Annotated in this window: 16 protein-coding genes; 9 read left to right on the top strand and 7 right to left on the bottom strand. The window is 55.8% G+C overall.

Annotated features, from left to right (window positions below; translation table 11 throughout):
• Positions 1-38 precede the first annotated feature (38 nt).
• From ACR0NW_RS10430 to ACR0NW_RS10440, 3 genes are all read left to right on the top strand, one after another.
• Positions 39-1,178: a vWA domain-containing protein gene (locus ACR0NW_RS10430; RefSeq protein ID WP_480791679.1), complete on the top strand. Its 1,140-nt coding sequence runs from the start codon at positions 39-41 to the stop codon at positions 1,176-1,178.
• Between the two features lie 12 nt (positions 1,179-1,190).
• Complete coding sequence (locus ACR0NW_RS10435; RefSeq protein ID WP_480791680.1) at positions 1,191-2,003, top strand: XdhC family protein; 813 nt, start codon at positions 1,191-1,193, stop codon at positions 2,001-2,003.
• A 106-nt stretch (positions 2,004-2,109) separates the two neighbouring features.
• Complete coding sequence (locus ACR0NW_RS10440) at positions 2,110-2,562, top strand: SRPBCC family protein (protein ID WP_480791681.1); 453 nt, start codon at positions 2,110-2,112, stop codon at positions 2,560-2,562.
• Between the two features lie 135 nt (positions 2,563-2,697).
• Here ACR0NW_RS10440 and ACR0NW_RS10445 read toward each other — a convergent pair whose 3' ends face one another.
• A complete protein-coding gene (locus ACR0NW_RS10445) occupies positions 2,698-3,942 on the bottom strand; it encodes a tetratricopeptide repeat protein (protein WP_480791682.1) in 1,245 nt (414 codons plus the stop codon).
• A 236-nt stretch (positions 3,943-4,178) separates the two neighbouring features.
• Here ACR0NW_RS10445 and ACR0NW_RS10450 point away from each other — a divergent pair, with 236 nt between their 5' ends.
• The 3 genes from ACR0NW_RS10450 to ACR0NW_RS10460 all read left to right on the top strand — a co-directional run bounded on the left by ACR0NW_RS10450 (position 4,179) and on the right by ACR0NW_RS10460 (position 6,899).
• Positions 4,179-4,421: a hypothetical protein gene (locus ACR0NW_RS10450; RefSeq protein ID WP_480791683.1), complete on the top strand. Its 243-nt coding sequence runs from the start codon at positions 4,179-4,181 to the stop codon at positions 4,419-4,421.
• A gap of 24 nt (positions 4,422-4,445) precedes the next feature.
• Positions 4,446-6,086: a sulfatase-like hydrolase/transferase gene (locus ACR0NW_RS10455; protein ID WP_480791684.1), complete on the top strand. Its 1,641-nt coding sequence runs from the start codon at positions 4,446-4,448 to the stop codon at positions 6,084-6,086.
• Positions 6,087-6,152: 66 nt separating this feature from the next.
• On the top strand, positions 6,153-6,899 hold the full coding sequence (locus ACR0NW_RS10460) for a hypothetical protein (protein ID WP_480791685.1): 747 nt from the start codon (positions 6,153-6,155) through the stop codon (positions 6,897-6,899).
• A gap of 100 nt (positions 6,900-6,999) precedes the next feature.
• On the opposite strand, the gene ACR0NW_RS10465 is transcribed toward ACR0NW_RS10460, so the two are convergent.
• The 4 genes from ACR0NW_RS10465 to ACR0NW_RS10480 are packed head-to-tail and all read right to left on the bottom strand — an operon-like array spanning position 7,000 to position 12,551.
• Positions 7,000-7,848 carry an ABC transporter six-transmembrane domain-containing protein gene (locus tag ACR0NW_RS10465; RefSeq protein WP_480791686.1) on the bottom strand — a complete coding sequence of 283 codons (849 nt, stop codon included), beginning with the start codon at positions 7,846-7,848 and terminating at the stop codon, positions 7,000-7,002.
• A 6-nt stretch (positions 7,849-7,854) separates the two neighbouring features.
• On the bottom strand, positions 7,855-8,274 hold the full coding sequence (locus ACR0NW_RS10470) for a DUF2141 domain-containing protein (RefSeq protein WP_480791687.1): 420 nt from the start codon (positions 8,272-8,274) through the stop codon (positions 7,855-7,857).
• Positions 8,271-11,399 (bottom strand): efflux RND transporter permease subunit, encoded by a 3,129-nt coding sequence (locus ACR0NW_RS10475; RefSeq protein WP_480791688.1) that lies wholly within the window; start codon positions 11,397-11,399, stop codon positions 8,271-8,273. The genes ACR0NW_RS10470 and ACR0NW_RS10475 overlap by 4 nt, the downstream gene beginning before the upstream one ends.
• Positions 11,400-11,402: 3 nt before the next feature.
• Positions 11,403-12,551 carry an efflux RND transporter periplasmic adaptor subunit gene (locus tag ACR0NW_RS10480; RefSeq protein WP_480791689.1) on the bottom strand — a complete coding sequence of 383 codons (1,149 nt, stop codon included), beginning with the start codon at positions 12,549-12,551 and terminating at the stop codon, positions 11,403-11,405.
• A 100-nt stretch (positions 12,552-12,651) separates the two neighbouring features.
• On the opposite strand from ACR0NW_RS10480, the gene ACR0NW_RS10485 reads away from it, so the two are divergent.
• A complete protein-coding gene (locus tag ACR0NW_RS10485; RefSeq protein WP_480791690.1) occupies positions 12,652-13,269 on the top strand; it encodes a TetR/AcrR family transcriptional regulator in 618 nt (205 codons plus the stop codon).
• A gap of 61 nt (positions 13,270-13,330) precedes the next feature.
• Here the strand turns inward: ACR0NW_RS10485 and ACR0NW_RS10490 are convergent, their stop codons facing one another.
• Together ACR0NW_RS10490 and ACR0NW_RS10495 are read right to left on the bottom strand one after the other, a co-directional pair.
• Positions 13,331-14,944, bottom strand: coding sequence for an alkaline phosphatase family protein (locus ACR0NW_RS10490; protein ID WP_480791691.1), 1,614 nt, complete (start codon positions 14,942-14,944; stop codon positions 13,331-13,333).
• An 11-nt stretch (positions 14,945-14,955) separates the two neighbouring features.
• Complete coding sequence (locus ACR0NW_RS10495; RefSeq protein WP_480791692.1) at positions 14,956-15,789, bottom strand: universal stress protein; 834 nt, start codon at positions 15,787-15,789, stop codon at positions 14,956-14,958.
• A gap of 155 nt (positions 15,790-15,944) precedes the next feature.
• Here ACR0NW_RS10495 and ACR0NW_RS10500 point away from each other — a divergent pair, with 155 nt between their 5' ends.
• Complete coding sequence (locus ACR0NW_RS10500; RefSeq protein ID WP_480791693.1) at positions 15,945-16,493, top strand: MarR family winged helix-turn-helix transcriptional regulator; 549 nt, start codon at positions 15,945-15,947, stop codon at positions 16,491-16,493.
• Complete coding sequence (locus tag ACR0NW_RS10505; protein ID WP_480791694.1) at positions 16,490-17,437, top strand: tripartite tricarboxylate transporter substrate binding protein; 948 nt, start codon at positions 16,490-16,492, stop codon at positions 17,435-17,437. The genes ACR0NW_RS10500 and ACR0NW_RS10505 overlap by 4 nt, the downstream gene beginning before the upstream one ends.
• Positions 17,438-17,492: the final 55 nt, after the last annotated feature.

Genomic DNA, 17,492 nt, shown 5'->3' on the forward strand with positions numbered 1-17,492 from the left:
CCCGGTTCCCCACTCGCGCATCTGGTTTGGCGGATCGCATGTCCGGATTCATCGCGCATTTGCGTATGAACGGACTGCGCGTCGGGCCGGCTGAGACGGGAGACGCATTGGCTGCACTGGCTTCGGTTGAGGCGACGGATGTCAGACAGGCCCAGCAGGCGCTTTGCGTGTTGCTGGCCGGCGACGCCGACGATTGGCGGCGGTTCGATGACCTGTTCGAAGCCTATTGGTTCAACACCGGCAAGCAACGCTCGGGAACCGCCCAAACCGCGCATGTGCGAGTTCAATCCGCCAAGCCGATGATCTGGCAGCAAGAGAGCCAGGATGTTCAGGAATCCGAGACCAGCACCGATCAGGCCACCGCACCCGATTCCAGCGATGGGGAGGCCGTGGGGAGAGACGGGAAGCTAATTGCAACCCGCACGGCTAACCTGTCGCGCCGGGATTTGCGCGAACTTATGGATGAAGACGCCCTGAGGCAGGCGGAACAGGCCGCGACCGCCATCGCGCGTGCGATCCGCGACCGCCGCTCGCGTAGGCGAAAGCAAGCTCTGCGGGGCTCTGCTTTGGACATGCGCCGGATTCAACGCGCCAGCCTCGCACGAGGAGGAGAGCCGATGGATCTGTATCGCCGCGCTCGCCCATCACGCCCTATGCGGATTGTGGCCTTGTGTGACGTCAGCGGATCGATGACGGTCTATTCACGGGTCTTTCTGGCCTTCCTCAAAGGTCTGATTGGCAGTGGAACAGAGGCGGATGCCTATCTCTTTCACACCCGTCTGATGCGCGTAACCGATGCGCTGCGCGATCACGACACGCTGCGCGCAGCTGGTCGGTTATCACTCATGGCCGAAGGGTTCGGCGGTGGGACCGACATCTCGGGAAGCCTTGAGAAGTTTCTGAACGGATACGGTGCCCGCGCATTGAACGGGCGGACGATCGTCTTGATCCTCTCGGACGGCTATTGCAGCTCGTCACCTGAGGCCCTGGGAGATGCTCTGGCTCGGATTCGGCGCAAGGCACGGCGGATCGTCTGGCTGAATCCTCTTAAAGGATGGAAAGACTATCAGCCTATTGCTGCCGCTATGCAGGCTGCGGAGCCGTATCTGGATGCGCACCTACCGGCCAACACGCTCGACGCGCTGGTGGCATTGGAATCCGAATTTCGAAAACTGTGAAAGGACACGGCGATGGCAGGTTTCGACATTTTCGATACGATTGAGGAGTTGCGCCAAAAGGGCGACGCCTTTTGCGTGGCAACGGTCCTTCGCACTGCCGACGCAACCTCGGCCAAGGCAGGTGGCAAGGCCGTGATCACGCGGGATGGGTGTATTTTGGGGCATCTGGGCGGAGCGTGCGTGCAGCGCGTCGTACGCGCATCGGCGCAGGAGGCTCTGTCTGGTGGAACTCCGAAAATGATCCGCGTGAAACCTTCGGACAAGGTAGTGGCGATGACAGACCCAGATGGTGTTGAGACCTTCAAAAGCGGTTGTCCTTCGGGCGGAACGGTCGATTTGCTGATCGAACCCTATCAGCACGCCCCGCGCCTGATCATATTCGGAGAGTCTCCAATTGCACACGCGCTTGCCGCGCACGCGGCGCTGATCGGATTGCGTGTTTGCTTGCCTGAAGGTTCGGAAAGCTCGGTGGAATTTATCGGTTTTGATCCGAATGACCTAAGTGCTTTGGGGGTTGAGCCACGGGATTTCGCAGTGGTCGCCTCACAGGGTAAGGGCGATGGCGCAGCGCTGAAATCTGCGCTTGAATCACCAGCACGAAGCGTTTCGATGGTCGCGAGCCACCGCAAGGCCAAGGTGTTGTGCGAGAGGTTGGAAGCGCAGGGACTGACCGCCGAGCAGACCAGTCGGCTTAAGTCACCGGCCGGTCTGGATATCCATGCAATCGACCCGCACGAAATCGCCCTGTCGATCCTTGCCGAGATCATCCTCTGGCGGAATTCAGACAAATCCGAGGAGACGTCACATGATGAAAAAATGGCGTAATTGGTTGCAGTCCTTTCGGACTGTGATGCCAGAACAGACCCCGGAAGAGGCGGCCGAGACCGCACTTCGCGTTTTCCCAAGATGTTGTTGAGTAAAGGACTCTCAAATGGAACTAAATGACGAAATCCGTATCTCTGCTCCGCGTGACGTCGTGTACCGAGCGCTGAATGATCCGGATGTGTTGCGTGAGTGCATTCCCGGGTGTGAGGAACTGATCCAACATTCTCCCGAGCACTTGGAGGCTAAAGTTGTGCTCAAAATCGGCCCCGTCAAAGCGCGGTTTAGCGGCGAGGTGACGTTGGACAACTCCAAAGCGCCGGATGAGTTTTCCCTGACTGGTGAAGGAAAAGGTGGCGCTGCGGGCTTTGCCAAAGGGGGTGCAGATGTCAATCTTAGCACGGAGGGCGAGGAAACGGTTTTATCCTATACCGCCAAGGTCACAATCGGCGGTAAAATTGCGCAATTGGGCAGCCGGTTGATTGCAGGGACAGCAAAAAAACTTTCAGCCAAGTTTTTCGACAGGTTTGGGGAAATCGTAGCCGAGCAACACGTCGGCTAGGCTGCCGCACAGACCAAAGGAGCCCGTTTGATGCGAACTTTCTTCGCTCAATCATCATCTGAGTATCACTGAAAGGACAGTTGGCCGCGTAAGTCTTCCAACATAATTTTCACGGGTTTAGCCAAGACACGAACTTCATTCGTTAGCTTTTGGCTTCCAATTGGCTTGTTTCATAGCGTCACCTAATTCAACCCCGTATTCCGGGTTCGCAAACAGTCTCTGAAACAAAATATCCACCCGACTTTCAGGCCACTCACGCGAGAGTTTGTCCGCCAAGGCCTGGGCTTCACTTTCGTTACCCTGCATCTGATGAGCTGCCATCAGATAGGCAACAGACACAGGACCGACGGGGCCGCCCTTTTCGGTCACCTGCTCAAAGGCGGAAATTGCACCTTCGAAATCTTTCAGATGGAACTTTGCAGACCCCATCGCGTTCTGAAACACATAACCCCGGTCCAGATCTATTTTCGACAGCGCATCTTCGCTGATCGCCACGACTTTTTCGAACTCACCTGAGTACAACAGGATCAGTGAGACGAACTCCAGCACGTGCACGTCGTTTGGTGCCAAACGCTGTGCCCTGTACGAAAACTCCATAGCTTCAGGCCAATTTCCCTTGGTAAATTCGACCCAGGCCTTTGCAGCTTGGCTCCACCCCGTTTCGGGTGCCAGTTCAATCGCCCTGCTGGCCCGTGTGTCCGCGTAACGCAGCAAGTCGCCGGTCGGATCAGCGTCCGGTGTAACCAGCGCCATAGTTGCTGCAACTTGCGCTGCTCCTGCATGGCCTCCGAAATAGCTGTCGTCGTTTTCGATTGCCCCTTTGAATATTGTCAGGGCTCCGTTCAGTCGCGCAGGCTCTAAGGCCGGAAAGATCAAATCGCGGCCCGAATTGGCCAAGTTCACGGCCTGAAGCCGCATGGGGGATGCATCAAATATAGCGCGACGTTCATCTTGGCTCAGGCTATCGACCGGCAGGCTGACCGGAACCCCACGATTTGTCGACATTAACGCAATTACCACAGCAACACAGATAATTAGGAAAACCCCCGCAATCCCAATGAACCGGCTTGGCCAGGTGTACGTCCTGGTTTCTTTCTTGGGTATTTCGGGCTGATCCGTCCCTGGCGACCTAAACGATATCTTAGGTGCGTATCCGCCTTTTGGTAGATCGAAAACAGTGATTTCATCGCGGCCATCTTCGACATAATATTCGGCCAGCTTGCGACGCAGGCGACCAGCGTCTACCCGCACCACATTTTCTCGACGCGCCATCTCGGACATGGTCCCGCCGTAGACATCCATTGCGATGGTTTTGGCACGGATGTCATCGGCCCGGCCGTTAAGCGATTCCTCGACCACATAGACAAGAAAGTCCTGCAATCGTTGTGAACCCACGAAGGTCGAGGACCTGACAAGTCGTCGAAGTGCAGCCCGCACCTCCTCATTGTCAGGTGCAATACCCTCATTCAGAAGAGGCGAGGTTTCTCTGAATAATCCCATAGTATCAGCGGTTTATATCCATGATTATACCGTATTATGCCCTTATATACCTATTGTGAGAAGTGAATTCGGCGAACAATCCGGGAATCTGTTGATCAGTCGAACGAGCGTCGGAATTGAAAGGCTATGTCCTTGATACCCTGTTTCCCGACCACCGCGCCGCAATTGCGAACCTACGGCGCGCGGACACGGTGTTCGATGAAATCTGCCGGGACTACCAGCTTCTCAGCGACGAGTATCTCTCCATGAATGCTGAGCCGGGAAGCCAATCGTACCAGTTTGAATGCGACATCCGCGAGACCCTGGATGGACTTCGGGATGAAATTGTCCAGTCGCTGCGGCGCGCAGGAAAGATGTAATTCGACAAGGGGGAAGGGAGACCGATGAGATCAATATTGAAACATGTCTCGGCCATGGTGCTGATGGCTGGTCCGAGCTTTGCTCAGGATGCGCCCATCATTCATGATGGAGAGTTTCAGTTTCTCCGCGCGCAATTTGGCGAACAATGGGACGCGCAGGATAAAGAAATCGAAGCGAAGCTTTCCGAGATCCGTGACGCCAATGGCGGTAAACCACCCAATATTCTTTATATTCTGATTGACGATGTCAGTTTCGGTCAGATGGGCAACCGGACGATGAACTACGTCACCGGTTTCGATACGCCCAACATCAACGATTTTGCCACTGAGGGCATGTCCCTGATGAGAATGTATACCGAGCCGTCCTGTACACCGACACGAACGGCAATGTTGACCGGCCGTCATCCGGTGCGTGCGGGCGTGGAAGAGGTCAAGGTTGCTCTGGTCGGTGAAGGCCTGGCGTCCGAAGAGGTGACGATTGCCGAAATCCTGAAGGAAGAAGGGTACAACACCGTGCATGTCGGGAAATGGCATCAGGGCGATATTGAACAATCCTACCCGCATAATCAGGGGTTTGACTGGGCGGCCTTTCCCTTGCATCAGCAAGTTCAGCTCAGCTTGATGACACGTGATGCGATGGTTGCCAACAACATGCTTGGCTTCCACGCATCGGGCCAGTCTAACCAGTTCCAGTTAGATGAGCGGTTCAAACCTTACGGCCTCGTAACGGGTGTTGAAGGTGAAGCAGGGGGCCTTGCTCGCGAAGTCGACATGGCGCCGGGCGAAGAATGGACACAGGCAAAATACGAAGAAATGAACCTACGGTATCAGCGTCAGGCATTGGAACAGCTGGAGCAACTGGCCTCGCAGGACGTCCCGTTTTTCCTGCAGTACTGGCCGCTTTATCCGTTGAACTTTGCCTATCCTGATGAGGCCGTTTCCCGCAATGGTGGCTTCCATGCCGACAAATTACAGGTTCTGGACGGCTGGATCGGCGAAGTTCTGGCCAAGCTCGATGAAACTGGCAAGGCAGACAGCACCGTCGTCATGATCATGGCTGACAATGGCTTGATGTATCACTATGAGGGAACATCAGGTCTAAACCAGTTGATTTATCGTGGCGGCAAGACCCAACACCTGGAAGGCGGCGTGCGTACAGATGCATTTATCCGGTGGCCCGGAGTAATCGAGCCGGGAAGCGCAGCTGGTGATATCGTGCATGTCTCGGATCTGTTCACCACCTTTGTCCGGATCGCAGGTGCGACCGATCGCATTCCACGCGACCGGGTGATTGACGGGATTGACCAGACCGCGCTGTTGCTTGAGGGCGAAGGCAATTCGCGCCGTGACTACGTCTACGTGTACGAAGGACCGGTATTGCGCTCAGTAGTCAAGCAGGAGTTCAAGATGCACCTGCCTGCCCCCGGGCAACCCGGCGCGGCGGCTCCTGTGTTCAATGTCTACCGCGACCCACGTGAAGAACATCCCCTCGTGGGATATTCGCTTTGGTCAGGAGCGTCGTTCCAGGACATGGTAAAGCGCCATCAGAAAACCATCGCCAAACACCCGCACTTACCACTTGGAAAGGGTGTTCCTTATGAAGGAATCGAGAATCTTCGCCCCGAAAGCGAACTGACCAGAGAAGTCTTTTCAAGCTGGCAATAACAAATTCGGGATGGTGGTGGCAAAGCCACCGTCCCACCAATCGCACGAATTCTTTTCAGGTACACGATGGCCCGCCATTTCATTATTCATTCAATCCTGACATCCGCGTTGCTGATGGCGGGTAGTGCTGCACGAGCAGAAGAAAACGCGTCCAACCCATTGGCTGCAGTCAACAACACGGACATTCGCTATCAATATTTTGATCTGGAAGGCGGGGCAGACCGTCAGGATGCGTTCATCGACGGCGCATATATGCTGCGCCCCGACCTGAAGCTGAAATACGAGCTCCACTACAACTCGACGAATGCGACCGGGGAGAGGTTCAACGGGTTTGAAAAGACCAGTTTCAAGCTGATCTACTTCCCTTCACAGAAACCGCTGAATGACACCTGGGCCGTCAAATCCGCACTTGGACTGGAGTGGATCCTTGATTTCGGCGACCCCGATGAAGGTATTGGCACTGGATCTGATCAGATCGCCCCGTTTGGCGGTTTCGCCTTTGCAAACAATAACACCGGGTTGACGCTGATCCCTCTGGTTCAGCATTTCGCATCGTATAATGGACCGACTGATGTCAGCCAAACTGCTATGCGCCTGATTGCGCTTCAACCATTTGGCGATGGGTATTGGGTCAAAGCAGATATAAAAGCGCCCTATGATTGGGAAAACGACGCCTGGCCTGCAACCGCTGAGTTTCAGATTGGCAAAAATCTTAGCCCCGGTATTGCCCTTTATGCAGATGTGCTGATCGGGATCGGCGCTGATCGCCCTTACGACCAGGGCGCTGGAATCGGTCTCAGATTCAACTACTAAGTTTCATGACCCCCTAGGATTCAGCTATTTCCCATACCCTATCACTTGGCACCATGGCGCTTGGTGCAGGTCTTCTGATGCTGCCGTTGATTGCCTTTGATCAATCGCTCTGCAATCGGGTCGTGATTTCGGACAGTCGTGACCAGGACTGCAAGGTCACTGGCAAGGTAAGCGCCGCTTCAGCAAACTCCCACGAATAGCTGACAATCGAAAATATCATTCCAGGTGTCGCATCCAGGTTTTGCGTTGCGAACCACAGATTGAACAGGATCAAGCCTATCAGCAGAACAAAGATCACACCGTAGAGAATGGCTTCGGTATCCGAGAGTTTTACTTCGAACCGACGCAGTTTTTTCAGGTGAACCAGCACCGGGCGGTCGCGGCGTTGTTCCAAAACGCTGACCTGATGCTCCATTTGCTCATTCAGCGCACGGTTCCATTGCCAAAATGTCGAATGAAACAGAGCATAGACGGATATCATTCCGACAAGAATTCCGCAGGCTGACAAAGCCAGAGCCGGGGAGAAATAAAACAACAGAATTGCTGACACGACGAACTGCACGACCCCTGAGATTGCCGAAGGCAGTATCTCCTCCAAAAAGTCGGCCAGTTCACGCCCCATTCCGATCCGGGCGTTCAACGATGAAATTGGCAGGTTCGAAAATCGCTTAGCAAGCGCCTTGCCCAATTCGACACGGATCGTTCCGTATACACGCGTATCGTAAATCCGCCGGATCACGCCGATCAAAGTGAGGGCGACCAAGAGAGCGCCTAGATGCACAAAAGGCTGAAACTTTCCGCTCAGCAATCCATCTATAGCGAAGCCAATGAAAAGCGGGATCAACACAGTTAAGGCCGTTTCCGCCAGGATCAGAAACCACGTAAGCCCTACGCGCCAGCGAAACACACTCAGAAGGACGCCGATGGTCAGCTTTCGATCTGTCAGCATGGTGCACTACTGATCATAGTGAATGCGAATACGGACATCGCCCGGCCAGACCGAGGCGGCCTTAAAATCAGGCTCATCGTCAGGATTTGGCGCGCCTGTGGACCCCAGACCCTCCAACAGTTTCGTCGCAGTCATGTTCAAATCTTCGTCCTTGTTTTCATCATGAAACAGCAGCACAGCATATGGGCCTGCGTTCAGGTCAGAAAACTCATGGCTGACACTGTCTTTGCGGGACGGAATCTGGGCGTAGCCAACGGCGCTCCAGACATCCAAACTGTCAAAGGCGCGCGCGTCATCAAACACTAGCATCACGATGTTTCCTTTGGCGTTGCGGATGCCGTCCACGGTCACATTCAGACCATCAGCGGCGGCAGGCGGCGCCAGCGTCATCAGGGCGAATACGGGGGCTAGAAGGGTCCTTGTCATGGCTTTGCCCTTTCTTCATAAGGCTGTGGAAGGGGTGGCTTGAAAACGGCGAGGACATCCTCGGTGATTGCGATCAGTACCGGCACCAGCAGCAGCATTAGGGCGGTGCCGAAGAGTTCTCCAAAGGCCAGAGAGATTGCTGCAGGGATCAGATACTGCGCCTGCTCGGAGGTTTCGGTCAGCAAGGGCAGCAGGCCTATTACCGTCGTTGCGGTGGTCAGAAATATCGCCTTGAAACGTCCAATGCCTGCGCTCTTCAGGGACAGATCCACGGGCTGGCCTTCCTCGCGCGCCTGATTGTATCGGGTGATCATGACCAGACTGTCGTTCACGATCACACCGGTCAGAGCTAGCATGCCGAAAAACGAAAACAGCGACAGTGAAACATCCATGATCAGGTGCCCGAAGGCGGCCGCGATAAAGCCAAAGGGGATAATGGCCAGAATGACGAACGGCTGCCAATAGCTTTTCAGCGGCACGGCCATCAGCACATAGATCAAAACCGCCGCCAGCAGCAGCGCACGTTTCAGGCCATCGCTGATATCAGCCATCTCTTCCAGTTCACCGGCAGGCAGGACTGCTACGCTGGGATACTTGGCGCGGAGTTTCGGAACCAGCTGATCGAACACCGCCTGACCAACCTCTTCGGGGGCGACACGATCGCGGTCGATGGACGCGGCCACGATGTTCATGCGCTTGCCGTCGCGGCGATCGACAGAGCCAGAAGTGTAGGCGCCTTCGATCTCAGCAACCGTCTCGAGCGGCACCCAAGCACCGGATGCGCTGCGCAATTGGGTCTGCATCAGATCGGCCAGCGTATCGCGGTTTTCCCGCGCGTTCTGTACGACCACGCGAACTTCGGACCCATCGCGCCTGACCTTGGTCACCTCGGCCCCGCCAAACCCATAGCCAATCTGTCGGGCCAGAGCCTCGGCATTGAACCCTAAGTGCCGTGCGTCCGGGCGCAGGCGGAGTTTCAGCTCGGGCTGGCCGCCCGCCAGCCCATCCCGCACATTCGCCACACCCTCGATGTTCGACAGGAAGTCTTTCATCTCGGTGCTGGCCTGTCGCAGCAGGTCTTCGTCTTTTGACGCCAACCGGATGCGGAAGCCCCCGGCGAGCGTTTCCGATCCGGTGAACTCCAGCTCAGTCGCGCCTTCGACCGCACCAACCCGGTCGCGCCATTCACGAACCACATTCAGGATTGGAACGTCCGGGCGCTCGGCCACTGGGATCAACTCGGCGTATATTTGCGCGTTACCAGCGCTGTTGATGATGCTGAACACCGTCTGAACGGGTGGCGTGGCCATACCTGCGTCCTCGGCAAGTTCGGCGTTCAGGCCATTCAACGCAGCTTCGATCCGGTCCACATTAGTGCGGGTCAGAGCAAAGGGCGCGCGGGCGTCCATTTCCAGATTCATCGTGATGACCTGACCGGGCACCTCGGGAAAGAACACCGTCTTGACTTTGCCCTTGTACATAAGGCCAAGCCCCAACGTTGCAGCGGCAATGAACAGGATCAGTACGGCGTAGCGCTGTCGTACCGCCGCAACGAGCAAAGGCTGGTAGATGCGATCCCGCACCCAGTCCAAGCCGCCCTGTGCAGTATCCTGTACCCAACCCCAGACGCGGGTCAAAATGTACCGACGATCTTGCCCCATCGAAACCTGCGCCAGATGGGCGGGCAGGATGAATTTGCTTTCGATGAGCGAGAAGATCAGCGTCAGGATCACGATCCCCGCAAACCCAGCCAGCACCTTACCCAGCGGATTGTCGATCAACAGCATCGGGAAAAAGGCCGCGATTGTGGTCAGCACGCCAAAGACGGTCGCAACCGCCACGCGATGCACGCCGCGTTCCGTGTCCCTTATCGGGTCTTTGCCCTTGCGGCGTTCTTCGAAAACGCTTTCACCGACCACAACGGCGTCATCAACCAGAATTCCCAAGGCGATGATCAGACCAAAGGTGGTGACATCGTTCAGAGAATAATCCACCCATTTGGAGCCCGAGACCGCTATCGCCCCCATGACCGAAACGGGAATGCCCATGGCAACCCAGAAGGCCAGCCGCACGTTCAAGAATACCGACAGCATCAAGGTCACAAGGATCAGCCCCTGCACCCCATTCGACCGCAACAGCGCCAGACGATCCGAGATATAGCCGGCACTATCGCCCCAAACCTCGACCTGAACCTGCGATGGCAACTGGTGGCTGAACTCTTTGACTGTGCTGCGCACAACGTTACTGATGTCCAGCAGGTTCTCTTTCTGCCCGACCAGAACCTCCATGCCCACGGTCGGTCTGCCGTTCAGCCGAAACAAGTATTCGCCGTCCTGAAACCCGTCCTCGATTTCGGCAATGTCGCCCAAAGGCACAAAAGACCCGTCTTCGCGTTCAATGATCGGCAGGGCCGCGTATTCCGGCACGTATTTTGCCCTATCATCGGCGCGCAGATAAATCGTGCCGCCCTCAGTCCGCAGACGGCCTGCTTGAAAGGCCAGCGAATTACCCTCGATGGCGCGCGTCACATCCGAAACGGTCAGCCCATAATGGCGCAACAGCGCCGGGTCGATTTCGATGCGCAATTCCCGCGGGATCAGACCCCAGATTTGCAGTCGGGACAATTCCGGTTGTGCCAGCAACTCTTCCTTGAGGCGCTGTGCCAGGCTTTGCAACGTGGCCGGGTCCGTTTCGCCATACAGGTTTAGATAGAGCGCCGGGAAATCAAATCCCGATGCTTCGATCACAGGTCGGCGCGCGGTGTCAGGCAGATCGGTCAATCCGTCGATCCGAATGCGCACCCGGTCCAGCACGGCCTGCAGTTTCTGACCACCCGCGCGGCGGACCGTGACCACGCTGAGGTCGTTTTGCGACTGCGAGGTGACACTGCGCACCCCTTCCAACCCCTCAAGCGCTTGCTCAACCTTCTGCGTCACCAGTTCGTCGACCTGTTCGGCTGTTGCGTCCGGGAACTCGATCGCGATTGTGACGCTTTCAGGAGGAATACGTGGAAAGCCTTCGATCCTTATGTTCAACAGCGTCTGAACACCGAGGAACAGGATCAGCGCCATCATCAGATTGGCAGCGACTGGATTGCGGATGAACCAGGATGTCAGCGCGCGCATAGCTCAAACCCCATCCGATTGCGGCGTCACCCTCTGGCCTGGCAAATACGAGGCCAGAGGTGTTCTGGCCACGCGCCACGGGCCGGTCCCTTCGGGGGCCAAAATTGTTACAGTACCTTCACCGCGGAACAGGATGTTCGGGTTGAGCCTTTGCAGGTGGTCCTCTTCATCCACCAGCCAGATGTATCCTGCGCGGGTCAGGGCGCCTTCCGGTAGGGTCACGGTGCCTGTAATCCGACGTCCGGGAATATGTACCTGCAGGAAATCTCCGGCGAGAATGCCTTCATCGGGATTTTTGATGTCCAAAAAGACGCGCACCTGTCGCGTGTTTTGATCCAGAAACCCACCTCCACGCCGGACTTGAGCCTGCCCCAAGGATCTGCCCGAGCGCCCTGTCAGATCAGCAGTGGCGCCAGAGATCGGATGATCCAATAACGCCCAATCCGCCTGACTGAACTCTGCTACCAGTTCGAATTGCCGGTCGTCCGAAAGGTGTATCAGGGCATCGCCTGGATTGACCGTTTGGCCAAGGCTGGCAAAGCGATGGGTGACAAATCCCGAAAACGGGGCGACAACCTCGGCGTCCTTCAACTCACTCCGCGCTGCGTTCAAGCGTGCCTGCGCTGCCGCAACGGATTTTTCTGCAATGCGCAATTGCGGCAGGTTCACAGCCAATTCGTTCGGCGGTTCTGTCTCAGCCCGGTTAAACTGTCGCTGCGCAACGGTTACGTTGTTCTGCGCGCGCAACAATGCCAGTTTCGCTTGCTCAAGCTCCAATTCGGCCGCAGCAACGGCACTTTGATAAGGTGCATTTTCGATTGAAAACAAAGGGGCGTCCCGTTCCACCTGTGCCCCGACCAAAGCGGCGGCATGTACTGCGGTGATACGCCCGGACACAGCAGATCGCAGTTCGGCATCCCAACGAGGCCGAACCTCGGCAAACGCCGATACCCGCGCCTGCACAGTTTCCATGGCAACGCTGACGATAGAGACGGTCGGTGGCGGGGGAACGGTGTTCGTTGCCTGAACATCAATTGTATCTTCGGTGTCAAACAACAGGATGACGATCGCGACAAACAGCGCCAGCGATAGTCCAATCCAGAGCCATCTTCGGCCTGGCCTTTGCTTAGTTTCCAACGTTTTGTCCGCCATTGTCCTGTTTTTCCAGTTCTGCCGAATCCATTGCGCCTTGTGGTATGCGGTAGAATTTCATATAATATGAACGATCGTTCGTTCAACATAAAATGCGAAAATGACCAAAGACACCAAAAAGCCGGGTTCAATTCGGGAAAAGGCGACAGCCAAGCGGCGCAACCAGATTCTGGAGGCCGCAGTTATGTGTTTTCTTGAGCGTGGCTATCATCAAACCGGTGTCCGCGATATCGCAGCGCGGGCGGGCGTCAGCCTTGGAAACCTCTACAACCATTTTCGCGGCAAACATGATGTGCTTGTGGAAATCGCAATGCTCGAACGCCGCGAGATGGAGCCGTTTCTGAAAATACTGAACTCAAATGCGCCTGCGCCCAAAGTGTTAAAAAAGTTCATCAGAGCCTACGCCAAATATCTGGCAGCACCGGAAAACGTTATCCTCACCTTGGAAATTTCGAGTGAAGCCATTCGTCAGTCAGACATTGCGCAGCTGTTTGTCGAGAACCGCTCCAGCTTAACTGGTGCTCTGGAAACCGTTGTGAGGCGGGGGATAACAGACGGTGATTTGCGTGCTGTTCCGGATCCCCTTCAAGCGTCACAACTGGTGATAGAGGTTCTGGAAGGCAGCGCATATCGTAGTGTGCTGTCAGAAATACCAATGGCCGGGATAATTGGCTGCGCTGAAGATTTTGTTCTCAGTTCCCTGCTGGCTCATCGATAACTCATGTGTTGCGTGGGTTCAGCTGGGATCCGATTTCCTGCAAGGGCAGCCGCATACTCCGCTAAGTCCGATTTTGGCTGGCCTTCCAGGCCTCCAATTCGTCTTCGTCCCAGAAACCAAGATAAACACCATAGTCTGCGTCATCCCGGCACAAGGTGGTCTCAATCTTCTCATCCGAAATCGCAACGCGGTTGTGTTGCCTGCGAGTCCAACCAAACATCATCTCGCGCAGGCGGGTGACCTGATCGGCATAGTCAGGCAGGTTTCCGAGGTCCCGCAATTCCCGCGGATCGGTTTCCAGATCAAACAGCATCGGGCGATGGCCTTCGACCCAGATCATCTTCCATCGCCCGTCAAAGATCATGGTCAATGCACAGCTCTTGGTGTCCTGCCCCAGATGGCGCAGGTAGGGGCGTGCAGAGTAGTCATATTCTGAAACAACAAAGTCGCGCACCTGATGCTGCTGCCCTCGCAAACCCGGCAACAAGGATTTCCCTTCGAGAATATGGTCTGGCACGGTACCGCCCAGATATTCGACGAATGTGGGGGCAAGGTCGATGGCTTCGGTCAACTCGGAACTGACAGTCCCGCGCGTCGCATCTGCCTCGGATGATGGATCGACAACGATCAGCGGGATGCGGGCCGAAGCGTCGTGGAACAGTTCTTTTTCACCCAGCCAGTGATCACCCAGATAATCGCCATGGTCTGAGGTGAACACGATCAGAGTGTCCTGCATCTGTCCGCTGTCTTCCAGATACTTCACGAGCCGCCCGATCTGGTCGTCAATCTGAGTGATCAGGCCCATATAGGCCGGGATCACCGTTTCGCGGACGTCATCGCGGCTGAAGGCATGGCTGTAGCGGTGATTGAAGTAACCAGCCAACAGGGGATGGGGATCCTTGCGTTCCTCCTCGCTGCGATTGACGGGCTGGATATCGTCAGGCCCGTACATGTCGTGATAGGGCGCCGGCACGATATAGGGCCAGTGCGGTTTGATAAAGCTGAGGTGCAGGCACCAGCTTTCATCTTTGGCCTGCTCCATGAATTCGATGGCGCGGGTCGTTGTATATGGTGTCTCGGATTCCTCTTCCACAATCGCCGCAGGTTCTGAGGCATGCTTCAGAAGCCAACCCGACAGAATCTCTCCGTCATCGCCGCGCCCGGAATTGGCCCATTGGTGCCATGGGTTCGGCCCGTTATACCCCAAGGCAGAAAGGTGCTTGTTGTAGTGAGACGGTTGCTTTTTAGCCCCATCCGGAACGACGCCATCATTGCGGTCCCAGATCTCAAAGCCGCATTCAGCAACCAAGGCGCCGATACCAGTGGATGCGTCGATACCCAAGCGGGCCAATCCTTCGGTGTCTGCGGTCATATGGGTCTTGCCGCACAGAACGGTGCGCGTGCCCAGAGGCCGCAGGTGATCGCCCAACGTCATTTCCCCTACGCGCAGCGGATGCTCATTCCAGTAAGACCCATGCGAACGCACATAACGTCCGGTGTAAAAGCTCATCCGGCTGGGGCCACAGATGGTCGATTGTACATAGGTTCGGTCGAACCGAACGCCGCGTGCGGCCAGCGCGTCTATGTTGGGGGTGCGGATGCTGGGGTGGCCAGAGCAACCCAGATAGTCAAACCTGAGCTGGTCGCACATAATGAATAGGATTTTCTTGGGCATTTTGCCTCTGCTTAGTGTGACATCAGAATCGGAACGTTCAGCGTCTGGGCTATCTCTTGTGTGACACCGCCCATCAGGTCTTCGGACCAGCGCGAGTGTTCATACGCCCCCATGATCAGTGGCGAGGCGCCTTCATCCTGACAGAGTTGTAGTAATGTTGCAGCGGTTGACCCGGTAACTGCCAAATTGCGGTGTTCCAGGTTCAGGTTGTGCCGTCCAAGAACACGTTCCAGATTGTCTTTGCTCATCAGATGTTCGCGGCCGCGCCCCTGATCGACGGTGGCCAGAATGACCCGCTTGCGCGTTTGCAGGATCGGCATCGCATCGAAGAACGCCCGCGCAGCCCGGCGGCCCCCGTCCCAGGCGACAACAGCGGTATCTGCTTTTACGCCGTTCATGTCCATATCGCGCGGAATCAAAAGAGTGGGCCGTCCGCTGGCATAGGCAATTCGGTCGGGGTGCAGCACAAGCTCATCCGCGCCTAGCAGGTTTTCGTACTGTCCAACAATGGTCAGGTCATACAATCGCGCATATCGGGCAACGGCCTGATCGGGTTCTTCACGAACATCCAGCCAATGTACCCGGTCTGCGGCCACTTTACCTGTGGTCGCATCGCGGAAGGATTGAGTCAGTTCTGAAATGCGATCTTCCATTATGTTGGTCAGGGAAGATTTCAAAGACTTTGTCAGCCAGGACGGTATTTTCTGCGTAAACTGAGATGCCCCATGGGCCAGTATCCCAGTCAGATGCGCATCGTGATGGTTGACGAACCAGATCGCGAATTCCAGAGCCGCCCTGGACCCGGGCCCTCCGTTGTACGCAACAAGTACGTTCCGGAATGTCATATTACCCCTCCTGCGCTTTCTGCTTTCTCATCAAGCTCAAGCCGCTCGATGCCTGATCCGAATCCACTGGATTTTCGGTGGTATATGACAAGTCATAAATTTGTATTGCATACAAAACAAGGTTTGATTTATAAAACATCAGGGAGGAATCGTCGATGGGTGGAACATACCGTCTGAAAGGTATAGAACTCAGGCATGTGCCAAAGGGTGTCAGCCTGTTGGCGGTCGCGGCTTTCCGGCTTTCCCGCACGTTGAAATCAGAGGTCACGAAGGTTGTTGCAAGAGACGACGGGTTGGGGCTGGTCTCTTGGCGGATCTTGATGGGCCTGTCGCTGGTGGATGAAGCGACCCAGAAGCAGCTAATAGAATTTACGCGGATGGAGCAGGCCCAGGTCAGCCGACATCTGGCGGATATGATACGGCAGGGTTTGATAAACACCCGGGCATCGCAGGTGGACAGGCGCACCAAGCTGTTTTTCCTTACGGACAAAGGCCGTCAAAAGCACAGTCACCTGCATCCGGATGTCACGCGCATGGCTGATGCAATGGACTCGGCGCTCTCGCATCAGGAGCAGTTGCAGTTTCTCGAGATGTGCGAGCGCATCGAACAGGCCGCCAGAAAGGCGGCCAATGATCTGCCCATATCAAGTCAGCCAACTATCAAGGACGAAACGGAAAATACCCTTCAGGAGGTAACACTATGAAACTCAAATCCAGACTTGCCGGTGCCATTGCCGGTGCGGTTCTCGCTCTCACAGGTGCGGCGCAGGCCGAAGATTGGGAGCCCAAAGGCACGCTGAAATTGCAGATCGGTTTTGGTGCCGGTGGATCGACCGATACGATGGGACGGGTCATCGCAAAAGTGATGAAAGAACAGACCGGCTGGAACATCATTGCTGAAAACAAAACCGGTGGTGGCGGTGTCGCCATGTTCACGGGCATTTCCAAAATGCCGCCCAAGGGAAATGTGATCGGTATGGGTGTGAATATGCCGATCCTGATCAATCTGGTCAAACGCGCCGACGAATTGCCGTTCGATGTGGACAGCTTTGACTATCTCGGCACGGTCTCGCGCGCCCAATTGGCGCTGATTGCGCGTGCAGATGCCCCGTTCAATACGCTGGAAGAGATGATCGAGTATTCAAAAGCCAATGATGGTATGGCCATCGGCTTTGGTGCGCCGCCGCAAAAACTGCTGATGGAAGTTGTAGACCGCGAAACCGACGCCGGCTTTAGGTTTGTGTCCACCAAGGGTGAGGCTGAAACCCAAAAGTTGCTTCTGGGCGGCCAGGTTTTGGCGGGGTTTTCGGCAGGAACGCATCTGAAGTATCTCGAGTCCGGTGATTTCAAAATGATCGCCAGTGCCAATGACGCGCGTCATACTTATGCGCCCGATACACCTACGGTTCGTGAGTCCGGCTACGACGCCTATGTCGATCCGTTCTTCTATTTTGCCACGACCGCGGGCACCGATCCTGAAGCTCTTGCTGCTCTGACCGCGGCGCTTGAAAACGCCATTGCCTCGGAAGAGGTGGCTGAAGTCGTGCGCAATGCGGCCACATCCGAAACGCTGAATCTGGGCCCCGAGGGCACCAAGCAGATGATGGTTGAAGGAATAGAAAACGTCAAAGTTCTGTTTGCAGAATAAGACAATTGCACGCCCGTCGGAGGTGTTCGACGGGCGTCTTTACCGGAGGGGATAA

It is taken from the genome of Ruegeria sp. CF5, assembly GCF_056537325.1.